The 20,104-nt window shown below is 36.4% G+C and carries 24 protein-coding genes and 1 other annotated feature; of the genes, 10 read left to right on the top strand and 14 right to left on the bottom strand.

Annotated elements, in window-relative coordinates:
* Window positions 1-57 precede the first annotated feature (57 nt).
* From ACYPXO_RS09300 to ACYPXO_RS09315, 4 genes are all read right to left on the bottom strand, one after another.
* A complete protein-coding gene (locus tag ACYPXO_RS09300; RefSeq protein WP_459640295.1) occupies window positions 58-1,248 on the bottom strand; it encodes a coenzyme F420-0:L-glutamate ligase in 1,191 nt (396 codons plus the stop codon).
* A 73-nt stretch (window positions 1,249-1,321) separates the two neighbouring features.
* A complete protein-coding gene (locus ACYPXO_RS09305; protein ID WP_459640296.1) occupies window positions 1,322-1,708 on the bottom strand; it encodes a DUF3783 domain-containing protein in 387 nt (128 codons plus the stop codon).
* Window positions 1,709-1,715: 7 nt separating this feature from the next.
* Window positions 1,716-2,456: a peptidylprolyl isomerase gene (locus ACYPXO_RS09310; protein WP_459640297.1), complete on the bottom strand. Its 741-nt coding sequence runs from the start codon at window positions 2,454-2,456 to the stop codon at window positions 1,716-1,718.
* A 26-nt stretch (window positions 2,457-2,482) separates the two neighbouring features.
* Window positions 2,483-3,115 (bottom strand): endonuclease III domain-containing protein, encoded by a 633-nt coding sequence (locus ACYPXO_RS09315; RefSeq protein WP_459640298.1) that lies wholly within the window; start codon window positions 3,113-3,115, stop codon window positions 2,483-2,485.
* Between the two features lie 140 nt (window positions 3,116-3,255).
* Here ACYPXO_RS09315 and ACYPXO_RS09320 point away from each other — a divergent pair, with 140 nt between their 5' ends.
* Both ACYPXO_RS09320 and ACYPXO_RS09325 read left to right on the top strand, forming a co-directional pair.
* Window positions 3,256-3,750, top strand: a complete 495-nt coding sequence (locus ACYPXO_RS09320) for a VanZ family protein (RefSeq protein ID WP_459640299.1) — start codon at window positions 3,256-3,258, stop codon at window positions 3,748-3,750.
* Between the two features lie 48 nt (window positions 3,751-3,798).
* Window positions 3,799-4,281, top strand: coding sequence for a GAF domain-containing protein (locus ACYPXO_RS09325; RefSeq protein ID WP_459640300.1), 483 nt, complete (start codon window positions 3,799-3,801; stop codon window positions 4,279-4,281).
* Here the strand turns inward: ACYPXO_RS09325 and ACYPXO_RS09330 are convergent.
* The 7 genes from ACYPXO_RS09330 to ACYPXO_RS09360 form a co-directional block, all read right to left on the bottom strand.
* Window positions 4,278-5,420 (bottom strand): glycerate kinase family protein, encoded by a 1,143-nt coding sequence (locus ACYPXO_RS09330; protein WP_459640301.1) that lies wholly within the window; start codon window positions 5,418-5,420, stop codon window positions 4,278-4,280. The genes ACYPXO_RS09325 and ACYPXO_RS09330 overlap by 4 nt on opposite strands.
* 2 nt (window positions 5,421-5,422) lie before the next feature.
* On the bottom strand, window positions 5,423-5,875 hold the full coding sequence (locus tag ACYPXO_RS09335; protein ID WP_459640302.1) for a YaiI/YqxD family protein: 453 nt from the start codon (window positions 5,873-5,875) through the stop codon (window positions 5,423-5,425).
* A gap of 3 nt (window positions 5,876-5,878) precedes the next feature.
* Entirely contained in the window at window positions 5,879-6,220 is a 342-nt protein-coding gene (locus ACYPXO_RS09340; RefSeq protein WP_459640303.1) for a hypothetical protein, read from the bottom strand.
* Between the two features lie 374 nt (window positions 6,221-6,594).
* Window positions 6,595-7,254 (bottom strand): PHP domain-containing protein, encoded by a 660-nt coding sequence (locus ACYPXO_RS09345; protein ID WP_459640304.1) that lies wholly within the window; start codon window positions 7,252-7,254, stop codon window positions 6,595-6,597.
* Between the two features lie 12 nt (window positions 7,255-7,266).
* Complete coding sequence (locus ACYPXO_RS09350; protein ID WP_459640305.1) at window positions 7,267-8,460, bottom strand: glycosyltransferase family 4 protein; 1,194 nt, start codon at window positions 8,458-8,460, stop codon at window positions 7,267-7,269.
* A gap of 5 nt (window positions 8,461-8,465) precedes the next feature.
* Window positions 8,466-8,861 carry a NifB/NifX family molybdenum-iron cluster-binding protein gene (locus ACYPXO_RS09355; protein ID WP_459640306.1) on the bottom strand — a complete coding sequence of 132 codons (396 nt, stop codon included), beginning with the start codon at window positions 8,859-8,861 and terminating at the stop codon, window positions 8,466-8,468.
* A 58-nt stretch (window positions 8,862-8,919) separates the two neighbouring features.
* Window positions 8,920-9,342 (bottom strand): DUF2871 domain-containing protein, encoded by a 423-nt coding sequence (locus ACYPXO_RS09360; RefSeq protein WP_459640307.1) that lies wholly within the window; start codon window positions 9,340-9,342, stop codon window positions 8,920-8,922.
* An 80-nt stretch (window positions 9,343-9,422) separates the two neighbouring features.
* Here ACYPXO_RS09360 and ACYPXO_RS09365 point away from each other — a divergent pair, with 80 nt between their 5' ends.
* Genes ACYPXO_RS09365 through ACYPXO_RS09380 form a run of 4 tightly spaced genes read left to right on the top strand, consistent with a single transcriptional unit; the run spans window position 9,423 to window position 13,452 of the window.
* On the top strand, window positions 9,423-9,824 hold the full coding sequence (locus ACYPXO_RS09365; RefSeq protein ID WP_459640308.1) for an RrF2 family transcriptional regulator: 402 nt from the start codon (window positions 9,423-9,425) through the stop codon (window positions 9,822-9,824).
* Window positions 9,825-9,881: 57 nt separating this feature from the next.
* Complete coding sequence (cooS, locus tag ACYPXO_RS09370; protein WP_459640309.1) at window positions 9,882-11,765, top strand: anaerobic carbon-monoxide dehydrogenase catalytic subunit; 1,884 nt, start codon at window positions 9,882-9,884, stop codon at window positions 11,763-11,765.
* Window positions 11,766-11,776: 11 nt separating this feature from the next.
* A complete protein-coding gene (locus tag ACYPXO_RS09375) occupies window positions 11,777-12,229 on the top strand; it encodes a 4Fe-4S dicluster domain-containing protein (RefSeq protein ID WP_459640310.1) in 453 nt (150 codons plus the stop codon).
* The gene (locus tag ACYPXO_RS09380; RefSeq protein WP_459640311.1) at window positions 12,226-13,452 is read left to right on the top strand and encodes an NAD(P)/FAD-dependent oxidoreductase; all 1,227 of its coding nucleotides are present in this window, start codon (window positions 12,226-12,228) and stop codon (window positions 13,450-13,452) included. The genes ACYPXO_RS09375 and ACYPXO_RS09380 overlap by 4 nt, the downstream gene beginning before the upstream one ends.
* 332 nt (window positions 13,453-13,784) lie before the next feature.
* Here ACYPXO_RS09380 and ACYPXO_RS09385 read toward each other — a convergent pair whose 3' ends face one another.
* From ACYPXO_RS09385 to ACYPXO_RS09395, 3 genes are read right to left on the bottom strand one after another with little or no spacing between them, the layout of a single operon-like run.
* Entirely contained in the window at window positions 13,785-13,982 is a 198-nt protein-coding gene (locus tag ACYPXO_RS09385; protein ID WP_459640312.1) for a DUF6472 family protein, read from the bottom strand.
* Window positions 13,983-14,021: 39 nt separating this feature from the next.
* Window positions 14,022-14,834, bottom strand: coding sequence for a DNA-3-methyladenine glycosylase family protein (locus ACYPXO_RS09390; RefSeq protein ID WP_459640313.1), 813 nt, complete (start codon window positions 14,832-14,834; stop codon window positions 14,022-14,024).
* Between the two features lie 4 nt (window positions 14,835-14,838).
* Window positions 14,839-15,882, bottom strand: coding sequence for a helix-turn-helix domain-containing protein (locus tag ACYPXO_RS09395; protein WP_459640314.1), 1,044 nt, complete (start codon window positions 15,880-15,882; stop codon window positions 14,839-14,841).
* 193 nt (window positions 15,883-16,075) lie between these two features.
* Window positions 16,076-16,309 (top strand) — a binding site (T-box leader).
* Window positions 16,310-16,421: 112 nt separating this feature from the next.
* Between ACYPXO_RS09395 and brnQ the strand changes: the two genes are divergently transcribed.
* The 4 genes from brnQ (at window position 16,422) to ACYPXO_RS09415 (ending at window position 19,587) form a co-directional block, all read left to right on the top strand.
* Window positions 16,422-17,756, top strand: a complete 1,335-nt coding sequence (gene brnQ / locus ACYPXO_RS09400; protein WP_459640318.1) for a branched-chain amino acid transport system II carrier protein — start codon at window positions 16,422-16,424, stop codon at window positions 17,754-17,756.
* A 124-nt stretch (window positions 17,757-17,880) separates the two neighbouring features.
* Window positions 17,881-18,441 carry a TetR/AcrR family transcriptional regulator gene (locus tag ACYPXO_RS09405; protein ID WP_459640315.1) on the top strand — a complete coding sequence of 187 codons (561 nt, stop codon included), beginning with the start codon at window positions 17,881-17,883 and terminating at the stop codon, window positions 18,439-18,441.
* 67 nt (window positions 18,442-18,508) lie between these two features.
* The gene (locus tag ACYPXO_RS09410; protein WP_459640316.1) at window positions 18,509-18,925 is read left to right on the top strand and encodes a hypothetical protein; all 417 of its coding nucleotides are present in this window, start codon (window positions 18,509-18,511) and stop codon (window positions 18,923-18,925) included.
* Window positions 18,925-19,587, top strand: a complete 663-nt coding sequence (locus tag ACYPXO_RS09415) for a hypothetical protein (RefSeq protein WP_459640317.1) — start codon at window positions 18,925-18,927, stop codon at window positions 19,585-19,587. Before ACYPXO_RS09410 ends, ACYPXO_RS09415 begins: the two co-directional genes overlap by 1 nt.
* The last annotated feature ends 517 nt before the right edge of the window (window positions 19,588-20,104 follow it).

Consider the following 20,104-nt stretch of genomic DNA (forward strand, 5'->3'; position numbering starts at 1 on the left):
GGTTTTCTTAATACAACAAGAGCCTCGCGGCATAACGCCCGAGGCTCTCTGATTTTATTAATTTGTATAGTTATCAAAATATCCCTGAACAAGAACAACCGGAGTTCCTTTATCTCCAGAACCACTTGTAAGGTCACATAAAGAACCAATCAAATCTGTAAGCTGTCTAGGTGTTGTTCCCTGAGAAACCATGTTACCTACAAGATTATCATCTTTTTCTTTAATACGTTTAGAAATTGCTTCTTTCAATGCTTCTCCGCTTAAATCTTTGAAGTCATTATCTGCTAAATATTTTAATTTCACTTCGTTTGGTGTTCCGCGAAGTCCCTCTGTAAATGCAGGTGAAACAACAGGGTCTGCAAGTTCCCAAATTTTTCCCTGTGGATCTTTAAAAGCGCCATCTCCATAAACCATAACTTCAACGTGTTTTCCTGTTTTTTCCAAAATACTCTTCTGAATTGCTTCAACTAAATCAAAACATTCTCTTGGGAAAAGTTTTACACTTTCTTCCGTAGATTTATTAGAGCCTAATAAACCGTATTTTGCATTGTATCCGCTTCCATCAACAGATGCATCTAAAATCTCATCCATACCAAATACTTTTTCAGCACCGTTTGCTTTTAAAATACGTTTAGTTCTTGCTCTTGTATGAATATCACAGTTAATAACATTTTTTGTGTAATCAAGGATAACTTTCGGATTGTTTGCAAAAATAATTTCTACTTCTGCTCCTGCTTCACGGATAAGTTCTCCATAATATTCCACATAATCCACACCTGTAAACTGATGTTTATTTTCTCCAAACAACTCTCTGTATCTTTCTAAAGTTAATACATCGCTGTATGGATTAATTCCTGCTTCATCTAATTTATCAAGTGATACCAGTTCATTTCCAACTTCATCACTTGGATAACTAAGCATAAGAACGACTTTCTTCGCTCCCATAGCCATTCCCTTTAAGCAGATAGAAAATCTATTTCTTGATAAAATCGGAAAAATAATTCCAATCGTTTCTCCGCCTAATTTTGCTTTTACATCACTTGCAATTGCACTGATTGGAGCGTAATTACCCTGTGCTCTTGCAACAATCGATTCTGTAAGTGAGATTACATCTTTATCTCTTAATTCAAATCCTTCACTGCTTGCCGCATCTAATACGCTGTTTACCACGATGTCCGCTAAATTGTCGCCTTCTCTAATGATTGGACAACGAATTCCTCTTGAAATTGTTCCTACTTTTCTTTCCATTTTTATCCCTTTTCTCTTTTATAAAATAATATAGTATGTTTTTGCCACCTATCTATTATAATATAAAATTCTATTATTGTACATTATTTTTTTTCATCTTTTCATGCTCGCCTGCAAGTTCTTCATATAATTGAGGTACAGTCCAGTCCTTATTCGTGTCGGTAAGTATCGCTTTATAGTCTACTTTTCTTACCCTATTCTTACGAATACGGTATAAAATCTGCTCCAACTGAGCATCTCTTAAATTAGCAAAAATCATCATTTCTTTTTCTAATTCTTTCCCGTCATAAACTTCCTGCACCGCTTCCATATCTTTCATTCCTGCCAAATAGCCGATTTTCTGTAAATAATCCTTCTTTTCAACTGTTTGCATCTTAATCTTCATGGAAAGAAGTATCATTTTTATCTCACGCAACTGTTTCGCATCCTGAAAGTTGATTAACAATACTGTTTCACGCATATTTTCCCTATTTTTCTAAATATTTTTCTTTTAATACGTTTACCTGTTCCATATATTTTGCATTTTGTTTCTGCTGTACAAGACTTCTTCTGATTGTTTCTTTCACTTCATCGAAGGAAGCGATAGATTCTTCATTTTTGTTTTCTACTTTAATTAAATGATAACCAAACTGTGTTTTTACAGGACCTTTCACTTCTCCAATCTCTGCTGCAAAAGCAACGTCTTCAAATTCTTTTACCATCTGTCCTCTGCCAAACTGTCCTAAGTCGCCGCCTCTTGCACCTGATGGACAGGTAGAAAATTCTTTTGCCGCATCTTCAAATGTTTTTTCTCCGTTTAAAATGGATGCTAAAATCGTTTGACATTTTTCTTCCGAGTCTGTCAAAATGTGTTTGGCACTGACTGTCGCGCCTTTCTTAAACTGCTGACTGTTTGCATCATAATATGATTTCACTTCTTCGTCAGATACTTCTACACCTTTCATGGTTTCACGCATTGCCAGTTGTGCAAGAATATCTTTTTTCGCATTTTTGAGAATCTGCTGAAATTCTTCTGTTTCTTCCAATTTCATTTCTTCTCCCATTTGCGCAAATAAATGTAAAGAAATTAATTGTTCTAAACACTGTTCTCTAAATTTCGGGTTATTGATATATGGCTGTTGTTCTCTCGGAACATTGTTTAAAAATGCCTGTAATTCCTCTTCTGTAATTGCTTCTCCTGCAACAGTTGCTAATACTTTTTCACTCATTTTGTTTCTCCTTTATTCTGCTTTCATTATATCTTTTTTGCACAGATGTCTGCCAAGCAACATCTGTCACAATAAGGTTTTGTTCTCGCTGTACACACTTCTCTTCCGTGATATACAAGTCGGTGACAAAAATCACTTCCCTCTTCCGATGGAATGATTTTCCATAATTCCATTTCTACCTTCTTAGGTTCTTTTATTCCGTTTACTAAACCGATACGGTTTACCAGACGTATACAATGTGTATCTGTCACTATCGCCGGTTTGCCAAAGACATCTCCCATAATCAAATTCGCACTTTTTCTTCCTACTCCGGGGAGGGCTAAAATCTCATCAAACGTCGTCGGAATCTGGTCATTATATTTCTCATGCAAAATTTTCATGCAGGCATTAATATCTCTCGCCTTGCTCTTTCCAAGTCCGCATGGTCTTACAATCTCTTCAATTTCCTCAGCCTGTGCCTCCGCCAAAGATTTTACATCAGGAAATTTCTTATATAGTTTTTCCACTACAATATTAACACGCTCATCTGTACACTGTGCTGCCAGACGAACCCCCACAAGAAGTTTCCACGCCTCATCGTAATCTAAAGTGCAATCGGCAACCGGATATTCTTTTTTCAACCGTTCAATTACTTCTAATGCTAATTCTTTTTTTCTCATGTTTTTTACCTCTCTGCCATTTTAACATTATTTTTTATAGATAACAACGCTCACAAATTAAAATTTTTTTAAGAAAGTCTTTCGCCGTTTTTTATCTGTTTCTTTTATACTAATCGTAAATAACATTGGAGGGATACTTTATGAATTCAAAAAAACTATCTATAGGACTATTTTCATTTTATTGTGTTGCACTTACATGGATTATTCTGTTTAAATTTTCTTTTTCTTTGACAGAACTTCCTCATCTAAGAAATGTCAACCTTATACCTTTTGCTCAATCCGTTATTATAAATGGAAAAGTAGATTTCTCGGAGATTTTCCAAAATCTTTTCGCTTTTATTCCTTTTGGTGTCCTTATCAGCGCCATATCGGAAAAGAAATCTTTTCTCCAAAAACTTTTGCCCGCTTTTTTTGTCAGTCTTGCATTTGAAATCTTACAATTTATTTTTTCTATCGGAGCAAGTGATATAACAGATGTGATTACAAATACTCTTGGCGGACTTATCGGCATCGGTATTTTCGTTGTATTGAAAAAACTATTTAAGAAGAGTTACAAAACGATAATCAATACTATCAGTCTTATTTTCGCCATATTCTTTTCCGGTCTGATGCTGATATTGTTTTTGGCAAATTAATTATGTTATACTAATGTCATTATCATTTAAAATCAGGAGATAAATATAATGAAAAAGATTGACATTACTTACCCGAAAGAGAAAAAGAAACTTTATTCTTTACTTAGAACACAACTAATTGCTCTCACAGACGGAGTACCACATATACTTGCTAATTTCTCCAACGCCTCTGCCCTTTTTAATCAGGCACTTTCGGATATTAACTGGGTCGGATTTTATTTTATAAAGGAAGATCAACTTGTGCTTGGAACATTTCAAGGAAAACCTGCCTGCATAGAAATCAAAATAGGAAACGGAGTTTGCGGAACTGCCGTTGCTAAAGATGAAACGATTGTTGTTGAAAATGTGCATAATTTTTCAGGACATATCGCCTGTGACAGTGCATCTAATTCAGAGATTGTTATTCCGATTCATGCCCACGGCAAAATTATCGGAGTTCTCGATATTGACAGCCCGCTTTTTTCAAGATTTGATGAAGAAGATAAAAATGGATTGGAAATGCTTGTAAAAATACTTGAGGAGATGTTTTAAACATCTCCTCCTTTCATTTGAATCACACGGAAAACCTGCTCTACGCTATCTTCAAGATTTTTTATTGCCTTTTCTTTCTCAGTTGCTTCTTCCAGTGTTAAAATTTCCCTCACTATTGGAAAGAATGCATCTATTCCTTTCTCATTACACAGTTTCGCCCCTTCAGTCACTGTTCCCGCAAATGCGATAACATTTTTATGATACCTTTTTGCCAACTTCGCTACACCAAGCGGCGCTTTTCCCATACCTGTCTGGACATCTAATCTTCCTTCACCTGTAATGACTATATCGGCTTTTTGTATAATTTCTTCTATGGAAAGTTTATCCATAACGAATTGAATCCCCGAAGAAAATTCCGCCTGCAAATAACTTAAGAAAGCAAACCCAATTCCACCCCCTGTGCCTGCTCCTTTCTGTAAACTATAATCTTTCCCGATAAACTTTTCTGTTTGATAAGCAAAATGTTCTATTCCCTTGTCTAATTTCTCTTTCTGTTCTTCCGTAACACCTTTTTGTTTTCCAAAGACATATGTTGCCCCATTCTTTCCATACAGTTCATTTTCCACATCACACATAATTCGAAAACGACATTTTTTTAATAAAGAAGAAACGTTTTCATCTGAAATACTTTCAATTTTTCCCACTTCTTTACCACCATGTCCGATTTGCTTTCCCTCTTTATCAAGAAAAAGATAGCCAAGTGCTCTCAACATCCCGACACCTGCATCATTTGTTCCGCTTCCGCCTATTCCTATCCAAAATTCCCGACATCCTTTTTGCATAGCATCCAAAATCATTTCTCCCACTCCGAAAGTGTCTGCCTGTAATGGATTTTTTTCTTTCAATAAAGTAAGCCCCGCTGCCTGAGCCATTTCAATAATAGCAACTTTTTCCTTTTCTATATATCCATAGTATGCCTCCATTTTCTCTCCCAAAGGTCCTGATACAAAAACAGATATTTCCTTTCCACCCAGACTTTCCGTAAGAATTTTCCCCGTTCCTTCTCCCCCGTCAGCCAAAGGTTTTACTGATACATTTGCATTTGGATAAACATATTTTATGCCTTTTCGTACCGCATTTCCCGCTTCTTGAGAAGTCATACTTCCTTTAAAGGAATCCATTATTACTGCCACATTCATTTTCACTCCCCCTGTTTCACCTTTTCTATCAACTGTAGAAAGGATTTCTCAAATATAATATCATCTTCTTTATTCCGTTTTCTTTGTCCTTTCAAATGATGTTTTGAAGAAGTCCTTCTAACTTTTTTGACTAAATGTCTTTGCATTAATAAACCGTCTATATTTTCATCGGTATACCACTTCCCAGATTGATGTATTGCATATGCACCTCTACCCAATGTCATAACCGCAACACCATAATCCTGTGTAATAACAATATCTCCCTTTTGACAACTGTTTACCAATGCGAAATCCACCGCATCCGTCCCTGCACCTATCACTTTTATTTTACTGTATTCCGAATGCAATATATGATTTGTATCACAAAAAAGAGTTACCTCTATCCCATATTCCTCTGCCACTTTTTCTATAATGTTGATAACCGGACAGGCGTCGGCGTCCACAAAAATTTTCATATTTTATTCCTCTTCCCGCAAAATGTTTATTATTTGCACTCGTTTTTGTGTTAAGAATGCCAATGTATTTTTTACTGCCACAATATTTTTTTCTCCAATTTCTTTTCTTAAACGAAGAAAAAGCATTTCCATGTTCTTTATTCCTAGTTCTTTTCCTTTTTGTGTCATTCTCCTCAATATCATCATGGCAGAAGACCACTGTCTGCGTGACGCTGCCTGACCAATTCTCATAAAATCCGCACCTTTTATAAAAACAGACAATTCTGAGAAATATGTTTCTTCCCCTAATCTTTCTATTCCTTCCTTTACTTGTATGCCTAGTTGCTCCAGTTTTTTCTGTAACATTTTCTTCCCCCGTTTTCCTGAACTCTACAAAATTTCCTAATAGTTATCTGCCCACCGAATTATTTCTGCCTTATGTTCACATTTATTTACATTGATTTTTAGTCTAGCATGAAAATATGGTTTTTTCAATCGAACTGAAAATAGAAACAACCGGCAGTTGCCCGCCGGTTGAAAGGAGAAAAATATATGATATATGTAAACGTTTAAAACGGATTTTTTAGTCGAAGTCCAACAGCCATAAATAACTAACTTTAAATATAACCGTTGTCTTCTTTGATTTGATAAATTTATTATAAAATATATTTATGTAAAAACTGTGACAAAAAAACTAAAGAACTGTAAAAAATCTAAAGATTTTCCTAAGAAACCCATTACTAATCTTTAAGTAAATACGGTTTATGAATAGGTGTCTTCATATCCCAAATTTGATAACCATTCTTCGTGTAATATGCCGGTTTACATTTTCCACTTTTAAATACGCGAATAAATTCTTCCATCGTCCTTACTTCTTCCGGAAAATAAGTTGCAAAAAATCCGATTTTCTCAATAATATGACAATCGCTCGAGCCTACCGTAACCAATCCAAGTTCTTTGGCATAGTCTGCCGCCTTTTTATTTGCTTCAGGCAATGTACTTCCATTTAACACTTCCACCCCATCTAAACCTTTTACCAGTTTTAGATTTTCTTCTAACCCTCTGTTGTTATTTCGAAACGGGTGCGCACTAAAACAGACGCCACCCTGCTTTTTTACCAAATCAATAAATTCCTGTGCATTTACCCGTTCTCTCGGGTATTCTTCAATTCCAAACGCTACAATATCTCCCTGCAAAGAAAAAAATTCAATTCCCACAAAAATAGGAAAATTTACTTTCCTCGCATATTCTTCCGCATATTGTTTTATTCCCATATCATCGTGGTCTGTAATACAAATCCCTCCTAGACCACGACTTTTTGCCACTTCTACCATATCGGCAAGTTTTAGATAACTGTCTTTTGAATATGTACATTCATGCATATGTGTATCTATAAACATCTAATTTCTCCTCTACTGCTTTAGCAGTTCCATAATCCGAGAACTTACCCCTTTCCATGAAACTTTTGATACATCAGGGTTTTCCGCTTCCTTTTGTTCCAATTTCTCATAAATACTTTGTGCCAATCTATTTTCAAACTCCGGCAGTTCTTCCCTAATCGGTTCATCCGTATTTCTCATAGAAGGTAGTTTTACAAACGCAACATTTTCACCCGCCACGTTTTCTGAAAGCCATTCTTTCACTCCCGGAATGTCAGAACAGACAACCTTACATCCGCAAGCCATCGCCTCCAACACAACTAATGGCAATCCCTCATAAAAGGACGGCAGAACAAAAACATCACTTTCACAAAATGTTTCTGCCAGTTTATGCTGATTTAAAAGTCCTAAAAAAACAATAGTATGCCGGCTCTTCTCTGCTAACTTTTGGATTTTCTCAAACTCCTCTTCATCACCTATTCCGCCTGCAATCTTGACTATCAATTCATTTTCACCATAAGGTAATTTTTCTGTAGCACGCAAAAGACTGAAAATTCCTTTCTTTTCCGTTACCTTTCCGGCAAAAACAATCTGTTTCCTATTCTTCTTTTTTATATCTTTTTTCCAAAAAACAGACTGATTATACCCTACTCCTACAACATGAACCTTGTCCTGCTGCAACGCAAACATTTCCTGTACAATCTGTTTTTGTTCCCGATGAAGAACAATTACGCCGTTTAATTTACCTATGCTTTTTCTAATTCGCTCTCTTTCCAACAGATTTTTAGAAAACTGTCTTAAATCCGAACCATGACATATACCATATATTTTTTTCTCAGGATACCATTCCCGTACAAGAGCGGTAAGTAAATATAAATGATGACATACGATAACGTCCGGATTGAACTCCTGTACTGCTAAAGATATTTTTTCTTGAAATACATGGGAAAATTTTTCTAAAATTCCCCTGTCCATCTCACTGTATTTTAAACTTTCATATGGCATTTCATCAGACATACCCAGTATGGAAAATGGCAATTCCTTTGACTGATAATAAACAGGATATACTTTTACTTCTTCCGGAAAATCCAAACGGTCATCTGCGTAAATACCCGTGATGACCGCCTGTTCATTTCCCTGTGCATTCCAGTTCTTAACCAGTTCCGTCAAATATATACCACTTCCCGTACTATGTGGTTTTTGTGCCGTAATGCTTAATATTTTCATCTTCTCTAGTGGGAACAATGTCCTTCTCCACAACCATGTTCACCGCATTTTCCATGCTCGTGCTCATCATGATGACTGCATTTCACATCAGGATTATAAGAAAGTGTTTCATTCAAAAATGCCTGTACCGCATCATCTGTACTTCCCGCTACTCCTCCGTAAAGCTGAATACCGGCTTCCGCCAATGCCTGCTGCGCTCCCGCACCGATTCCACCGCAAATTAGAACTTCCACTTCCAACTCCTGTAACATTCCCGCCAAAGCACCGTGTCCGCTTCCATTTGTGTCCACAACTTTTGCGTCAGAAACCTGTCCGTTTTCTACTTCATATACTTTAAACTGCTCCGTGTGTCCAAAATGTTGGAACACCTGTCCGTTTTCATAAGTTACTGCAATCTTCATTTTACATTTCTCCTTCCTGCTGACTGCTTTTCTTTTTTCTTATTATACCCCTTTTTTTCTATTTCTGCAAAGTCGAAACACTTTCTTTTAAAGAAAGGAAAAACAATACCATTCCAACTCCAAGAAGTATATGACCTATTCCGGCAGATCCTGACAGCATTCCGTTTTGCCCGTTGCTAAGTTCCACTCCAAGCACCTGAGTAATTCCACGAACTGTCAACATAACCGCCGTCAGACAGACACCTATATTATAAATGATAAAAAATGCGGAATACTTTTTCGCTTTGTCCAGTGCAAACAGACGAATGCATATCGTTACCAATAAAAACATAGCCATTCCTAACATAAATAAATGGGTATGTAAAACAGATAAGGTTGTTTTTTCTTCAAAACCTTGAAATTTTGTAAACTCCCTATAGAATACTCCTCCCGCCATCGCTAAAATAGCGTAAATAAATGATGTGTTTACTGTTTTTTTCATCGTAATCTCCTCTTTTCTTTTGTATGATACTTGACTATTTTAGTATAGTATTATATAGTTAATTTATCAAGGAGGTATTTATGTTATTTACGAAAGAATGTGATTATGCTATTCGGATTATGCGTGCATTATCGTCAGGTGATTTTGTCAACGTATCCACCATATGTGCATCGGAAAATCTTTCCTCTGCAATGGCATATAAAATTACAAGAAAACTGGAAAAGGCAGGACTTTTAAAAAGTCTTCGTGGAGCAAACGGAGGATATGCGTTAAATCAGCCTCTGCAAAACATTTCCCTTTATGATGTCTTCTCTGTCATCGAGCCGGATATTCTCCTGCTGGAATGTATGAAAAAAGACTATCACTGCTCTATGAATACACAGGCTACACCTTGTCTTGTACACGGTGAATTTTGTCGGATTCAACGTATTCTTTTACAGGAATTACAGCACAAAAATTTAGCAGAATTATTTCGCAAATAAATTTTTACCTAAATCTATACATTTTTAGTACAGTTTATAATATAAGGAGGATTTACAATGAATCAATGTTATGGTTGCAATACCTGCAAAAGTGCAGATAAACCTTTAGAAAATTATATCCGTTCACTTCCTATGGAAACTTCTCATCACCGTGTGGAAGGACAGAGTACAAAATGCGGTTTCGGATTGCAGGGCGTCTGTTGCCGTCTTTGCTCTAACGGACCTTGCCGTATTACGCCAAATGCTCCAAGAGGAATCTGTGGTGCAAATGCTGACACGATTGTTACAAGAAACTTTTTGCGTGCAGTTGCATCAGGAAGCGGATGCTACATTCATATCGTAGAAAATACTGCTTTAAATCTGAAAAAGACTGCTCAGACAAGAGGTGAATTAAAGGGACTTCAATCTCTTAATCACCTCGCAGAAATTTTCGGTATTACAGATAATGATATTTATGTAAAAGCCGAAAAAGTTGCAGATGCGGTACTTGCAGATTTATATAAACCGGAATATGTTTCTGCGGAACTTGTTGAAAAAATCGCTTATGCTCCACGCGTAAAACGCTGGAAAGAACTCGGTATTATGCCTGGCGGTGCAAAATCAGAAGTATTTAAGGGGGTTGTCAAATGTTCAACAAACTTAAACTCTGACCCTGTAGATATGCTTACGGACTGCTTGAAATTAGGTATTTCCACAGGTGTCTACGGTTTAACATTGACAAACTTATTAAATGACGTTCTTTTAGGTCAGCCGGAACTTCGCCTTGCTCCCGTAGGTCTTCGTGTAATTGATCCTGATTACATTAACATTATGATTACCGGACATCAACACACAATTTTTGTTGATTTACAGGAACGACTTGTTTCTGATGAAGCAAAAGCAAAAGCACAGGCGGTTGGAGCAAAAGGATTCAAATTAGTAGGATGTACCTGTGTTGGTCAGGATTTACAACTTCGCGGCGCTCATTATACAGAAGTATTTGACGGGCATGCAGGAAATAACTATACAAGTGAAGCGATTCTTGCAACAGGTGCTATTGACGTTGTTCTTTCTGAATTTAACTGTACTCTTCCGGGAATTGAACCAATCTGTGACGAATTAAAAATCAAACAGATTTGTCTTGATGACGTTGCGAAAAAAGCAAATGCAGAACTTATGCCATTTTCATTTGAAAACCGTGAAGAACAGAGCGAAATTATTATCGACAAAATTATTGAGGCATACAAAGAAAGACGCGGCGTAGTTCCGATGAATCTCTTTGAAGAACACGGAAATGACTGCACTTTGACGGGTGTAAGTGAAGGTTCATTAAAAGATTTCCTTGGAGGAAAATGGACTCCGCTCATCGAATTAATTGTATCCGGAGAAATCAAAGGGATCGCAGGTGTAGTAGGATGTTCTAACTTAACAGCCGGAGGACATGATGTCCTCAGTGTTGAACTGACAAAAGAGTTGATTGCAAAAGACATTCTCGTTCTTACCGCCGGATGCTCTTCAGGAGGAATTGAAAACTGTGGCTTAATGACACCGGAAGCGGCAAAATTAGCCGGTCCTAAACTTCGTGCCGTATGTGAAAAATTAAATATTCCTCCTGTATTAAACTTCGGTCCATGCCTCGCAATCGGACGATTAGAAATTGTTGCAACCGAAATTGCACAGGAACTCGGTGTTGACCTCCCTGAACTTCCACTTGTCCTCTCTGCTGCACAGTGGCTTGAAGAACAGGCTTTGGCTGACGGATGTTTCGGTCTTGCACTGGGACTTCCTCTACATTTAGGACTTCCTCCATTTATTACAGGAAGCAAAACTGCCGTAAAAGTTATGACGGAAGATATGAAAGAACTTACAGGCGGACAGGTTATTATTAACGGAGATGCAAAAGAAACTGCTGATATTTTAGAAAAGATTATCGAGGAAAAACGTAATCACTTACATATATAGGAGGGTTATCTATGAAACGAATTATGATTGATGCCTCCAAGTGCGATGGCTGTAAAAATTGTACGATTGCTTGTATGCAGGCACACCGTGAAACTCCGGGTACAATTTATGATTTAGATTTAACTGATATTCGTAACGAATCTCGCAATCACATTGAGAAGATGCCGGACGGAAGTTACCGTCCTATCTTCTGTCGACATTGTGATTTACCTGAATGTGTTATGTCATGTATGAGTGGTGCTTTAACAAAAGATGATAAAACAGGAATTGTTTCTTATGATGAAAAAAAATGCGGTTCATGTTTCATGTGCGTTATGAACTGCCCATACGGTGTTTTAAAGGCAGACACTGCCACTCATACCAAAGTAATCAAATGTGACTTCTGTTTACAGGATAACAGCGAACCAAATTGCGTAAAAGCCTGTCCAAAAAATGCTATTTATGTCGTGGAGGTGACACTATGATTCATGTAATTATCGGTGTTGGACCAGCAGGAATCACGGCTGCCCAAACCATTTTAAAAACAGATAAAGATGCCCAAATTACTATGATTTCTACAGATGAATTTGTACATTCTCGCTGTATGTTACACCGTTATTTAAGCCATGAACGAGATGAGGAAACCCTTTCATTTGTAGATAAAAACTTCTTTTCCTCCGACCGTATTCATTGGGTAAAAGGAGTAAACGTAGAAAAAATTGATGTAGACGAGAAAAAAGTCTGCCTATCCAACCATGAAGATTACCTGTTTGACAAACTGCTAATCGCAACAGGTGCAAACAGTTTCATTCCTCCGGTTGCACAATTCAGAGAAGCAAAAAACGTTTTTGGACTTCGTCATTTATCAGATGCACAAAAAATAAGACCGCTTTCTGATGCCGCAGACCACGTTCTCGTTGTCGGCTCAGGACTTGTCGGAATGGACGCCGCCTACGCATTTTTAGAGCAGGGAAAAAAAGTAACGGTAGTTGAAATGGCAGACAGAATCCTCCCACTCCAGTTAAATGAAACTGCCGGAAAACCATACCGTAAACTTTTTGAAGAACATGGCTGCGAATTTATCGTAGGGAAAAAAGCCTCCGATACGCATATGAACGAAAATGGAAATATTGACGCCGTTTTCCTCGATGACGGAACAAAAATCAACTGTGATTTAATCGTTGTGGCAGCAGGGGTTCGTCCTGCCGTTGAATGTGTGGAAGGGTCAAAAATCCATGTAGACCGTTTTATTCAGGTTGACGACACAATGAAAACAAACTGCAATGATGTTTACTCTGCCGGAGATGTAACCGGATTATCTGGAATTTGGCCAAACGCCATGAAACAAGGTCAGGTTGCCGGTCTTAATATGTGTGGTGTAGAATCACATTACACAGACAGATATGCCATGAAAAACACTATGAACTTTTATGGACTTGTCACATTATCACTTGGCCGTGGAGTCGCTGAGGAAGGAGATACCGTCTTAGAACAGGAAGATGCGGGTAATTATAAACGTGCCATCATCCGAAACGGAAAATTGGACAGTATTCTGCTTCAGGGTTCTATCGACTATGCAGGTATTTATCAATATTTAATAAAAAATGAAATCGATATTTCTCACTTTGATAAGGACATTTTCCATCTTTCTTTCGCCGATTTCTACGGAATTGACGAAAAGGGAAAATATTATTATGAGGTGAAATAAAAATCGGGGACGTAGTATTTTTCAATTTCACTACGTCCCCGATTTTGATTTATTGTGTCCCTTTTCTCAGATAGCCCTGTCCCTTTTTCAATACAAAACAATAAAAGCATTATAAATGTGAGCGTTTCTATGGTTTTTTATAACACTATTATATAAACTTTAAGTTTCCAAATTAACTTTGGCTTATTTCAAAGTTTCTGTGGTTAGATAGTATATAAAATATGCCTTTATATTTTAAAATGGGACACACCATTTCTTAAAAAGGGACAGGGGTAAACGTGAAAGGGGACGTAGTATTTTTCAATTTCACTACGTCCCCTTTCACAGTTTTTTCACATTTGTTTCCGCACAATTCGATATTCGTCACCAAATTGGTAATATGGACAATCTCGAAACTCGCCCTTTACAAATCGATACATCTCGTCTTCATCTAAATTTTTCGTACAAACATAATACTCATATTCTTCATCGTATTCATAATTCATACAACTTTCGCAGTTGGACACCATTTTCTTTTTTTTATGTTTCATTATACTTGTCCTTTCCTTCTGATCTCTTCGTACAGTATATCACTTTTCTCCAAATAATTCATAATAAAAAATATATTGCTGTATTACTCCCTGAAAACCATTATATCGTTTGTTTGGAAATCCCCGTTTGTAATGTTTATCTAATACCTGACGGATATGGGTATCTACCGGAAAAGATTGTAAATGGTGCAGGGCGAAAAGACATATGCAGTCCGCAACTTTTTCTCCTACCCCGAATAGTTTCAATAGTTCCATCTTTGCTTTTCGATAGGACATTTTCCTTACTTGCTTTAAGTCTATTTCTCCGGATACGACACTTTTTGCCGTGCGAACAACATATTTACTACGATACCCCAAGTTACACGCTTTAAGTTCATCATCTTCTAATTTTGCCAATGTTTCCGACGTTGGAAATGTATAATATATTTCACCGTAAATATTCAGCCTTTTTTCTCCGTATTTTTCACAAATATTCTGTATACATTTTCGTATTCTCGTAATATTGTTTTGTTGGGAAATCAGAAAAGATACTATCATTTCCCACAAATCCTGTCGCAAAATTCTTATGCCATTTCCAAATTCCCCCGCTTTGCTTAAATATTTATCGTTCGGATTAATTTGTGCCAGATATTCTCCATAATCTGTATCTAAATCAAAATATTTTCTCCAAAAAATTTGAAATTCTTCTTCCTCACACGAAAATATACATTTTTCACCTTCTTGTGTAATTTCTAAATAATGCCCCGATGCAATTACGCTATATCTGTTTTCATGAATTTGCATCATACGAAAACATTGACCTGAATCACAAATCTGTGCGATGTTAAAATGAGGTATCTGCTTCATTATCATTTGCTTACCCTGTTATCTCCTTTACTTTTTCTAATAATTCTTTATATCTTACATCATCCTGCAAAAATGCAAGTTCTATGTCATTTTCAAACGCTTTTTTGAACATAAAATAAATATTTGACATTTCTCCGTCTTTAAATTGCATATGGGCATATAATGGAGCATATCGGAAATCTCCCAAATGTTGAAGAGTGTGAACCATTTCAGATAAAATTTCCAATGTTTTTTCCTTATCTTTCTTATAGATAGCCAACTCCAAACCTGCTGAAATTTCCATATGTTTTCCCATTTCCAGCACTTTTGCCAACTCACTCTGCTTTTTGACAATATATTCTGCTTTTTCTAAATCATTTTCTTTTATCGCCAGCGTGTATATTCCCGATAGTGCCTGTGCCAAATTCATTCCGCCCATATACAGTATTTCTTCGTATAACCTATAAGCGTCATCTTTTTTATCCTGCTTTTCAAACAGAAGTGCCTGCATCTTTTTAATGCTGACTTCCATTTTGGGAAAACGGTCTAAATATATCTGTGCTTCTTCAAATTTTTTCTTTCCAATCAGATAATAAAAAATGGAAATCCATGCTGACATGGCAAGTGCATACTCCTTACTGTCCGCCACACGCAAATACAACTGATAAATTCTTTCATCATATTGCTCCGCATCCTCTAAATTCAAAATCGTTCTATATCCGTCTAAAGTCTGTGCTGCCACTAAAATCAGTTTATCGCAATTCGGATATTCTCTTATTTGTTCTTCTGTCCAATGAAAAACATTTTCATAAGAGTCCATTTTCATTTTTTCTGAAAGTAATTCAATTTTCCTTGAAATCTCTTTATCTGTCAACTCATTTTGATATGAAAGCAATGTATCTGTACTGATGCCCAAAAGCCTTGCTATCGGGGCTAACAGAGAAATATCAGGCATCGAGTTGCCATTCTCCCACTTATTTACAGCAGGGGTTGTCACGCCCAAATACCCTGCCATTTCTTCCTGTGTCAGTTGCTTTTCTTTTCGATATTTTCTTATTACTTCTCCTATTTTCATCTCTATTTCCTCCATTCTTTTTTGCAAGGCCTTTGCTTAATTTAAGGATAACAGATAAGATAAAAAGTAACAATTGAGGAAGAAGAAACATTTATGCAAATTATTTAACCAATAGTTAAAGTTATATAAAAATAATTTTTTTGTAAAAACCTCTTGCAAATTTCTTACAAATCAAATATAATACACCCATATTACAAATTCGTTGATAAGAACAAGTAATCTTCAGTGGATTTTTCAGAGAGGTAGCGGTTGGTGTGAGTTACTAATGAACCTGATAGATGAAATCATCTTTGAGAAGCACGCTGAAACAAAAGTAAGCAAGCCGGAGTAAAGCCACGTTACAGGTGACACGCATTAGATGATGCGATATGAGCTGAGTTTAGACTTGGGAATTAAGGTGGTACCACGATTAACAATCGTCCTTTTTATAGGACGATTTTTTTTATACTCAATTATCAGTGACAGCACTACTACTTGCACTCCCGTCATAGCGAAGATTGTGTCAAATGCAATTATTTTATTTTGAGGAGGATTTTATGATGAAATTAAAGAAAAGACAAGTTTTACTCGTAAGTTTTATGTTGTTTTCACTGTTTTTTGGAGCAGGAAATCTAATTTTCCCTCCATTTTTAGGGCAAAACGCCGGAGAACATGCTCCTTTGGCAATTTTAACCTTTTTGGTTACCGCCGTTGCCCTGCCTGTTTTAGGTGTTATCGTTGTAGCACGATTTGACGGCTTGGAAAGACTTTCCCGAAAAGTAAATCCTAAATTTGCCATCGTGTTTACAATTTTAATTTATTTATCTATCGGTCCAGGACTTGGTATCCCTCGTGCCGCTTCACTTCCTTTTGAGATGGCTGTAGCACCGTATCTTCCAAAAGGAGTAAATTTAACAGTAGCCATGCTTGCATTTTCATTAGTATTCTTTTTAATTGCTGGTTGGCTTGCCATGACACCAAACAAACTTGTTGAACGTATTGGGAAAGTTTTAACACCGTCTTTACTTTGTTTGTTACTTTTCCTATTCTTTAACTTTTTGTTCAGAGGAACTGTTGATGTTGCTCCTGCACAGGAAAGTTACAACGCAAATCCTATAGTAAAAGGATTTTTGGAAGGGTATTTAACAATGGACACCATCGCTGCATTAAACTTCGGTCTTGTTATTGCAACCACTATCCGAAGCCTTGGTGTTAAAGAGAAAAAAGGAGTTATGCATTACACTGTCACAACAGGCATTTTTGCCGGAACAATTTTAGCATCCGTATATTTAATGCTCGCTTACATGGGAATGAGTTCTTCAGGCGTATTTGAAATTCAGGAAAACGGAGCATGGACACTTCGCTGTATCGTCCACGAACTTTTTGGTGACACGGGAGCAATCCTTTTAGCAGCAATCTTTACATTGGCATGCCTGACAACCTGTGTTGGTCTGATTACTTCAATCTCACAATATTTTTCGACACTGACAACTAAGTTTTCTTATCGCCAGTGGGTATGTGTTATTGCAGGATTTTCATTTATCGTATGTAATCAGGGATTAAATATGATTTTAAGTATTTCCGTACCTGTACTTGACGCAATTTATCCAATCTCTATTATGCTAATCGTACTCGGACTTTGCGATACATGGTTAAAACGTAATCCTTACATCTACCCTTGCACAATCGGGGCTGTCGGAGTTGTCAGCGTTATCTACGCCCTTGAAAACGTTGGAGTGAAGTTTGGTTTTGTAAATAAACTTTTCCACTCTCTTCCACTATATTCTCTCGGTCTTGGCTGGGTTGTTGTTGCAGTCGCTGTTATGGCTCTTTGCTGTGTTGTATCCTTATTTAAAAAAGCTGACGATACACAGGCTGTCCCTACAGCAGAATAATAAATAATAAAAAAGGAAAATATCTCTTTAATTTAATTATCGAGATGTTTTCCTTTTTTATTTTATTGACAAACGCTTTTATTTCCGTTAAAATGAACATTGTTCAAGTTAAGGGAGGATACATATGAATCACATTATTACTTCAAGAGAAGAAATTTTACATATAAGTAGAAACTTAATCAAAGAAAAAGGCTGGGCCGCTGTTAATATACGTTCTGTAGCCTCTGCCTGTAACGTTTCAGTAGGCTCCATCTATAATTATTTTCATTCCAAATCAGATTTAGTTGGAGCGACAATCGAAAGTGTATGGTGTGATATTTTTCACTTTCCAAAAGATGAAAATATTTTTCACAGTTTTGTGAATTGTATTCAATGGATTTACGAAAAAATGGAACAAGGAAACAACTTATATCCAGATTTTTTTACTCTGCATTCCATGAGTTTCTTAGGAAAGGATAAATTAAAAGGACAACAACTTATGCAGCAGTCTTTAGAACATATTCAAAAACAACTTTGTTATATTCTTATGCATGATGATAATGTTCGTCCAAATTGTTTCAATGACACATTTACACCAGAAAAATTTATAGAATTTGTATTCTCATTTATTGTTTCATCATTAATGAAACAAGATTATGACCCCTCCATACTTTTAGAAGTTATTCGACGAACTGTTTACAAATAATATAATGTCCACATTTGCGGACATTTTTAAATCCCCAAAATGAACATCGTTCAAGAAAGGAGTTCTTATGAAAGTAAATAAAAAAACATTATTACTGATTGCCTGTCTTGTTTGGAGTATTGCTGGTTTTAATGTATTAAGAATAGGAATCTTAGCCTATCCGGACTATGTTTCCTTCTTAAATTTAGTCCTATCCGTAATTATTTTTTTGCTCTTCCAATATTTTGTATTTGGCAGATTAGTCCAAAAACATACCCGAAGAATTTTAAACTACACGGATACCTATCAATTTTTCTTAAAATTTTTTGACGTAAAATCATTTTGCATTATGACATTTATGATAAGCGGAGGAATTGGGCTCCGTGCCTCCGGCATTGCTCCTGAACGCTTTATTGCTGTATTTTATTCAGGTCTGGGAGCTTCCCTGCTTTTAGCGGGAATACTTTTTGGTAAAAATTATTTAAAAGAAAGGAAACAAAAATAATGCAGGCAATTATGGAAACTTCATTTGACACTATTTATTTAATTTCAGTTATCACTATCGGTATTATCATGATGAGAAAAAGCAATGGAAATCAGCAGTACCGACTCTTTGGTATTATGGCAGTTGTTTTAGGCGTGGGTGATTCATTTCACCTTGTCCCTCGTGCCACAGCACTTTGCACAACCGGACTGGAAAATTTCACTGTCGCTCTCGGTATGGGAAAATTTATTACTTCTATTACTATGACAATTTTTTATATTCTTTTATATTATGTATGGCGTATACGCTACAATATAAAAGGTCAAAACAAATTCACTTTTGCAGTCTATTTACTGTCAGGTATCCGTATCGCACTGTGCCTTTTTCCGCAAAACAAATGGGTAAGTGCTGCTTCACCTTTGTCATGGGGAATTTATAGAAATATTCCATTTGCACTACTGGGATTATTCATTATTATTCTATTTTATCAAAGCGCTAAAAAACATCATGATAAAGCATTCCGCTTTATGTGGCTTACTATCGTACTGAGTTTCGGCTTTTATATCCCTGTTGTGCTTTGGGCAGACACCATTCCTATGATAGGAATGCTTATGATTCCTAAAACTTGCGCTTATGTATGGACTGTTTTAATTGGATACAAAGCAATGAAAGAAGAAAAGTAAAGTTTCTTTTAGATTTATCTTTTGTGACTTCATTACAGAACTTTTCCTTTTATTCGGTAATAATAAGATTAGCAAATGTAAAGGAGAGAAATGAAATGATGAATATACAATTAGACGACAGACTAAAAACTTATATGCAGGAAAATCACCTGCAAAATATTTTAATTACTTCTATGATGTGTCACACTTGAGGCGGCTCTCGTTTAGAGATTTCAGCAAGATTTGTTGACACAAATGAAACGGAACGTTTAAAAGCAGACCATTTCGTAAGTTTACCCCATGAATTCGGAGAAGTTCTTATCCGCAGAATGCCTGAAAAAGCAGATGATACCGTTTATCTCGGATTATCTCGCTTTTTCAAAAGAATTACGGTACAAGGAATTTACTCCGCATAATAAAATGAGGAACGCTGAACAGTGAGCGTTCCTCATTTTCATTAAATCCTACTATTTCACTTTTGCAGTTTTTGCTGTCCCTGCTTCCTCCTCATGCACAAAGTGGTCCTATGTCAAGATTT

This window comes from Faecalimonas canis (assembly GCF_054601575.1).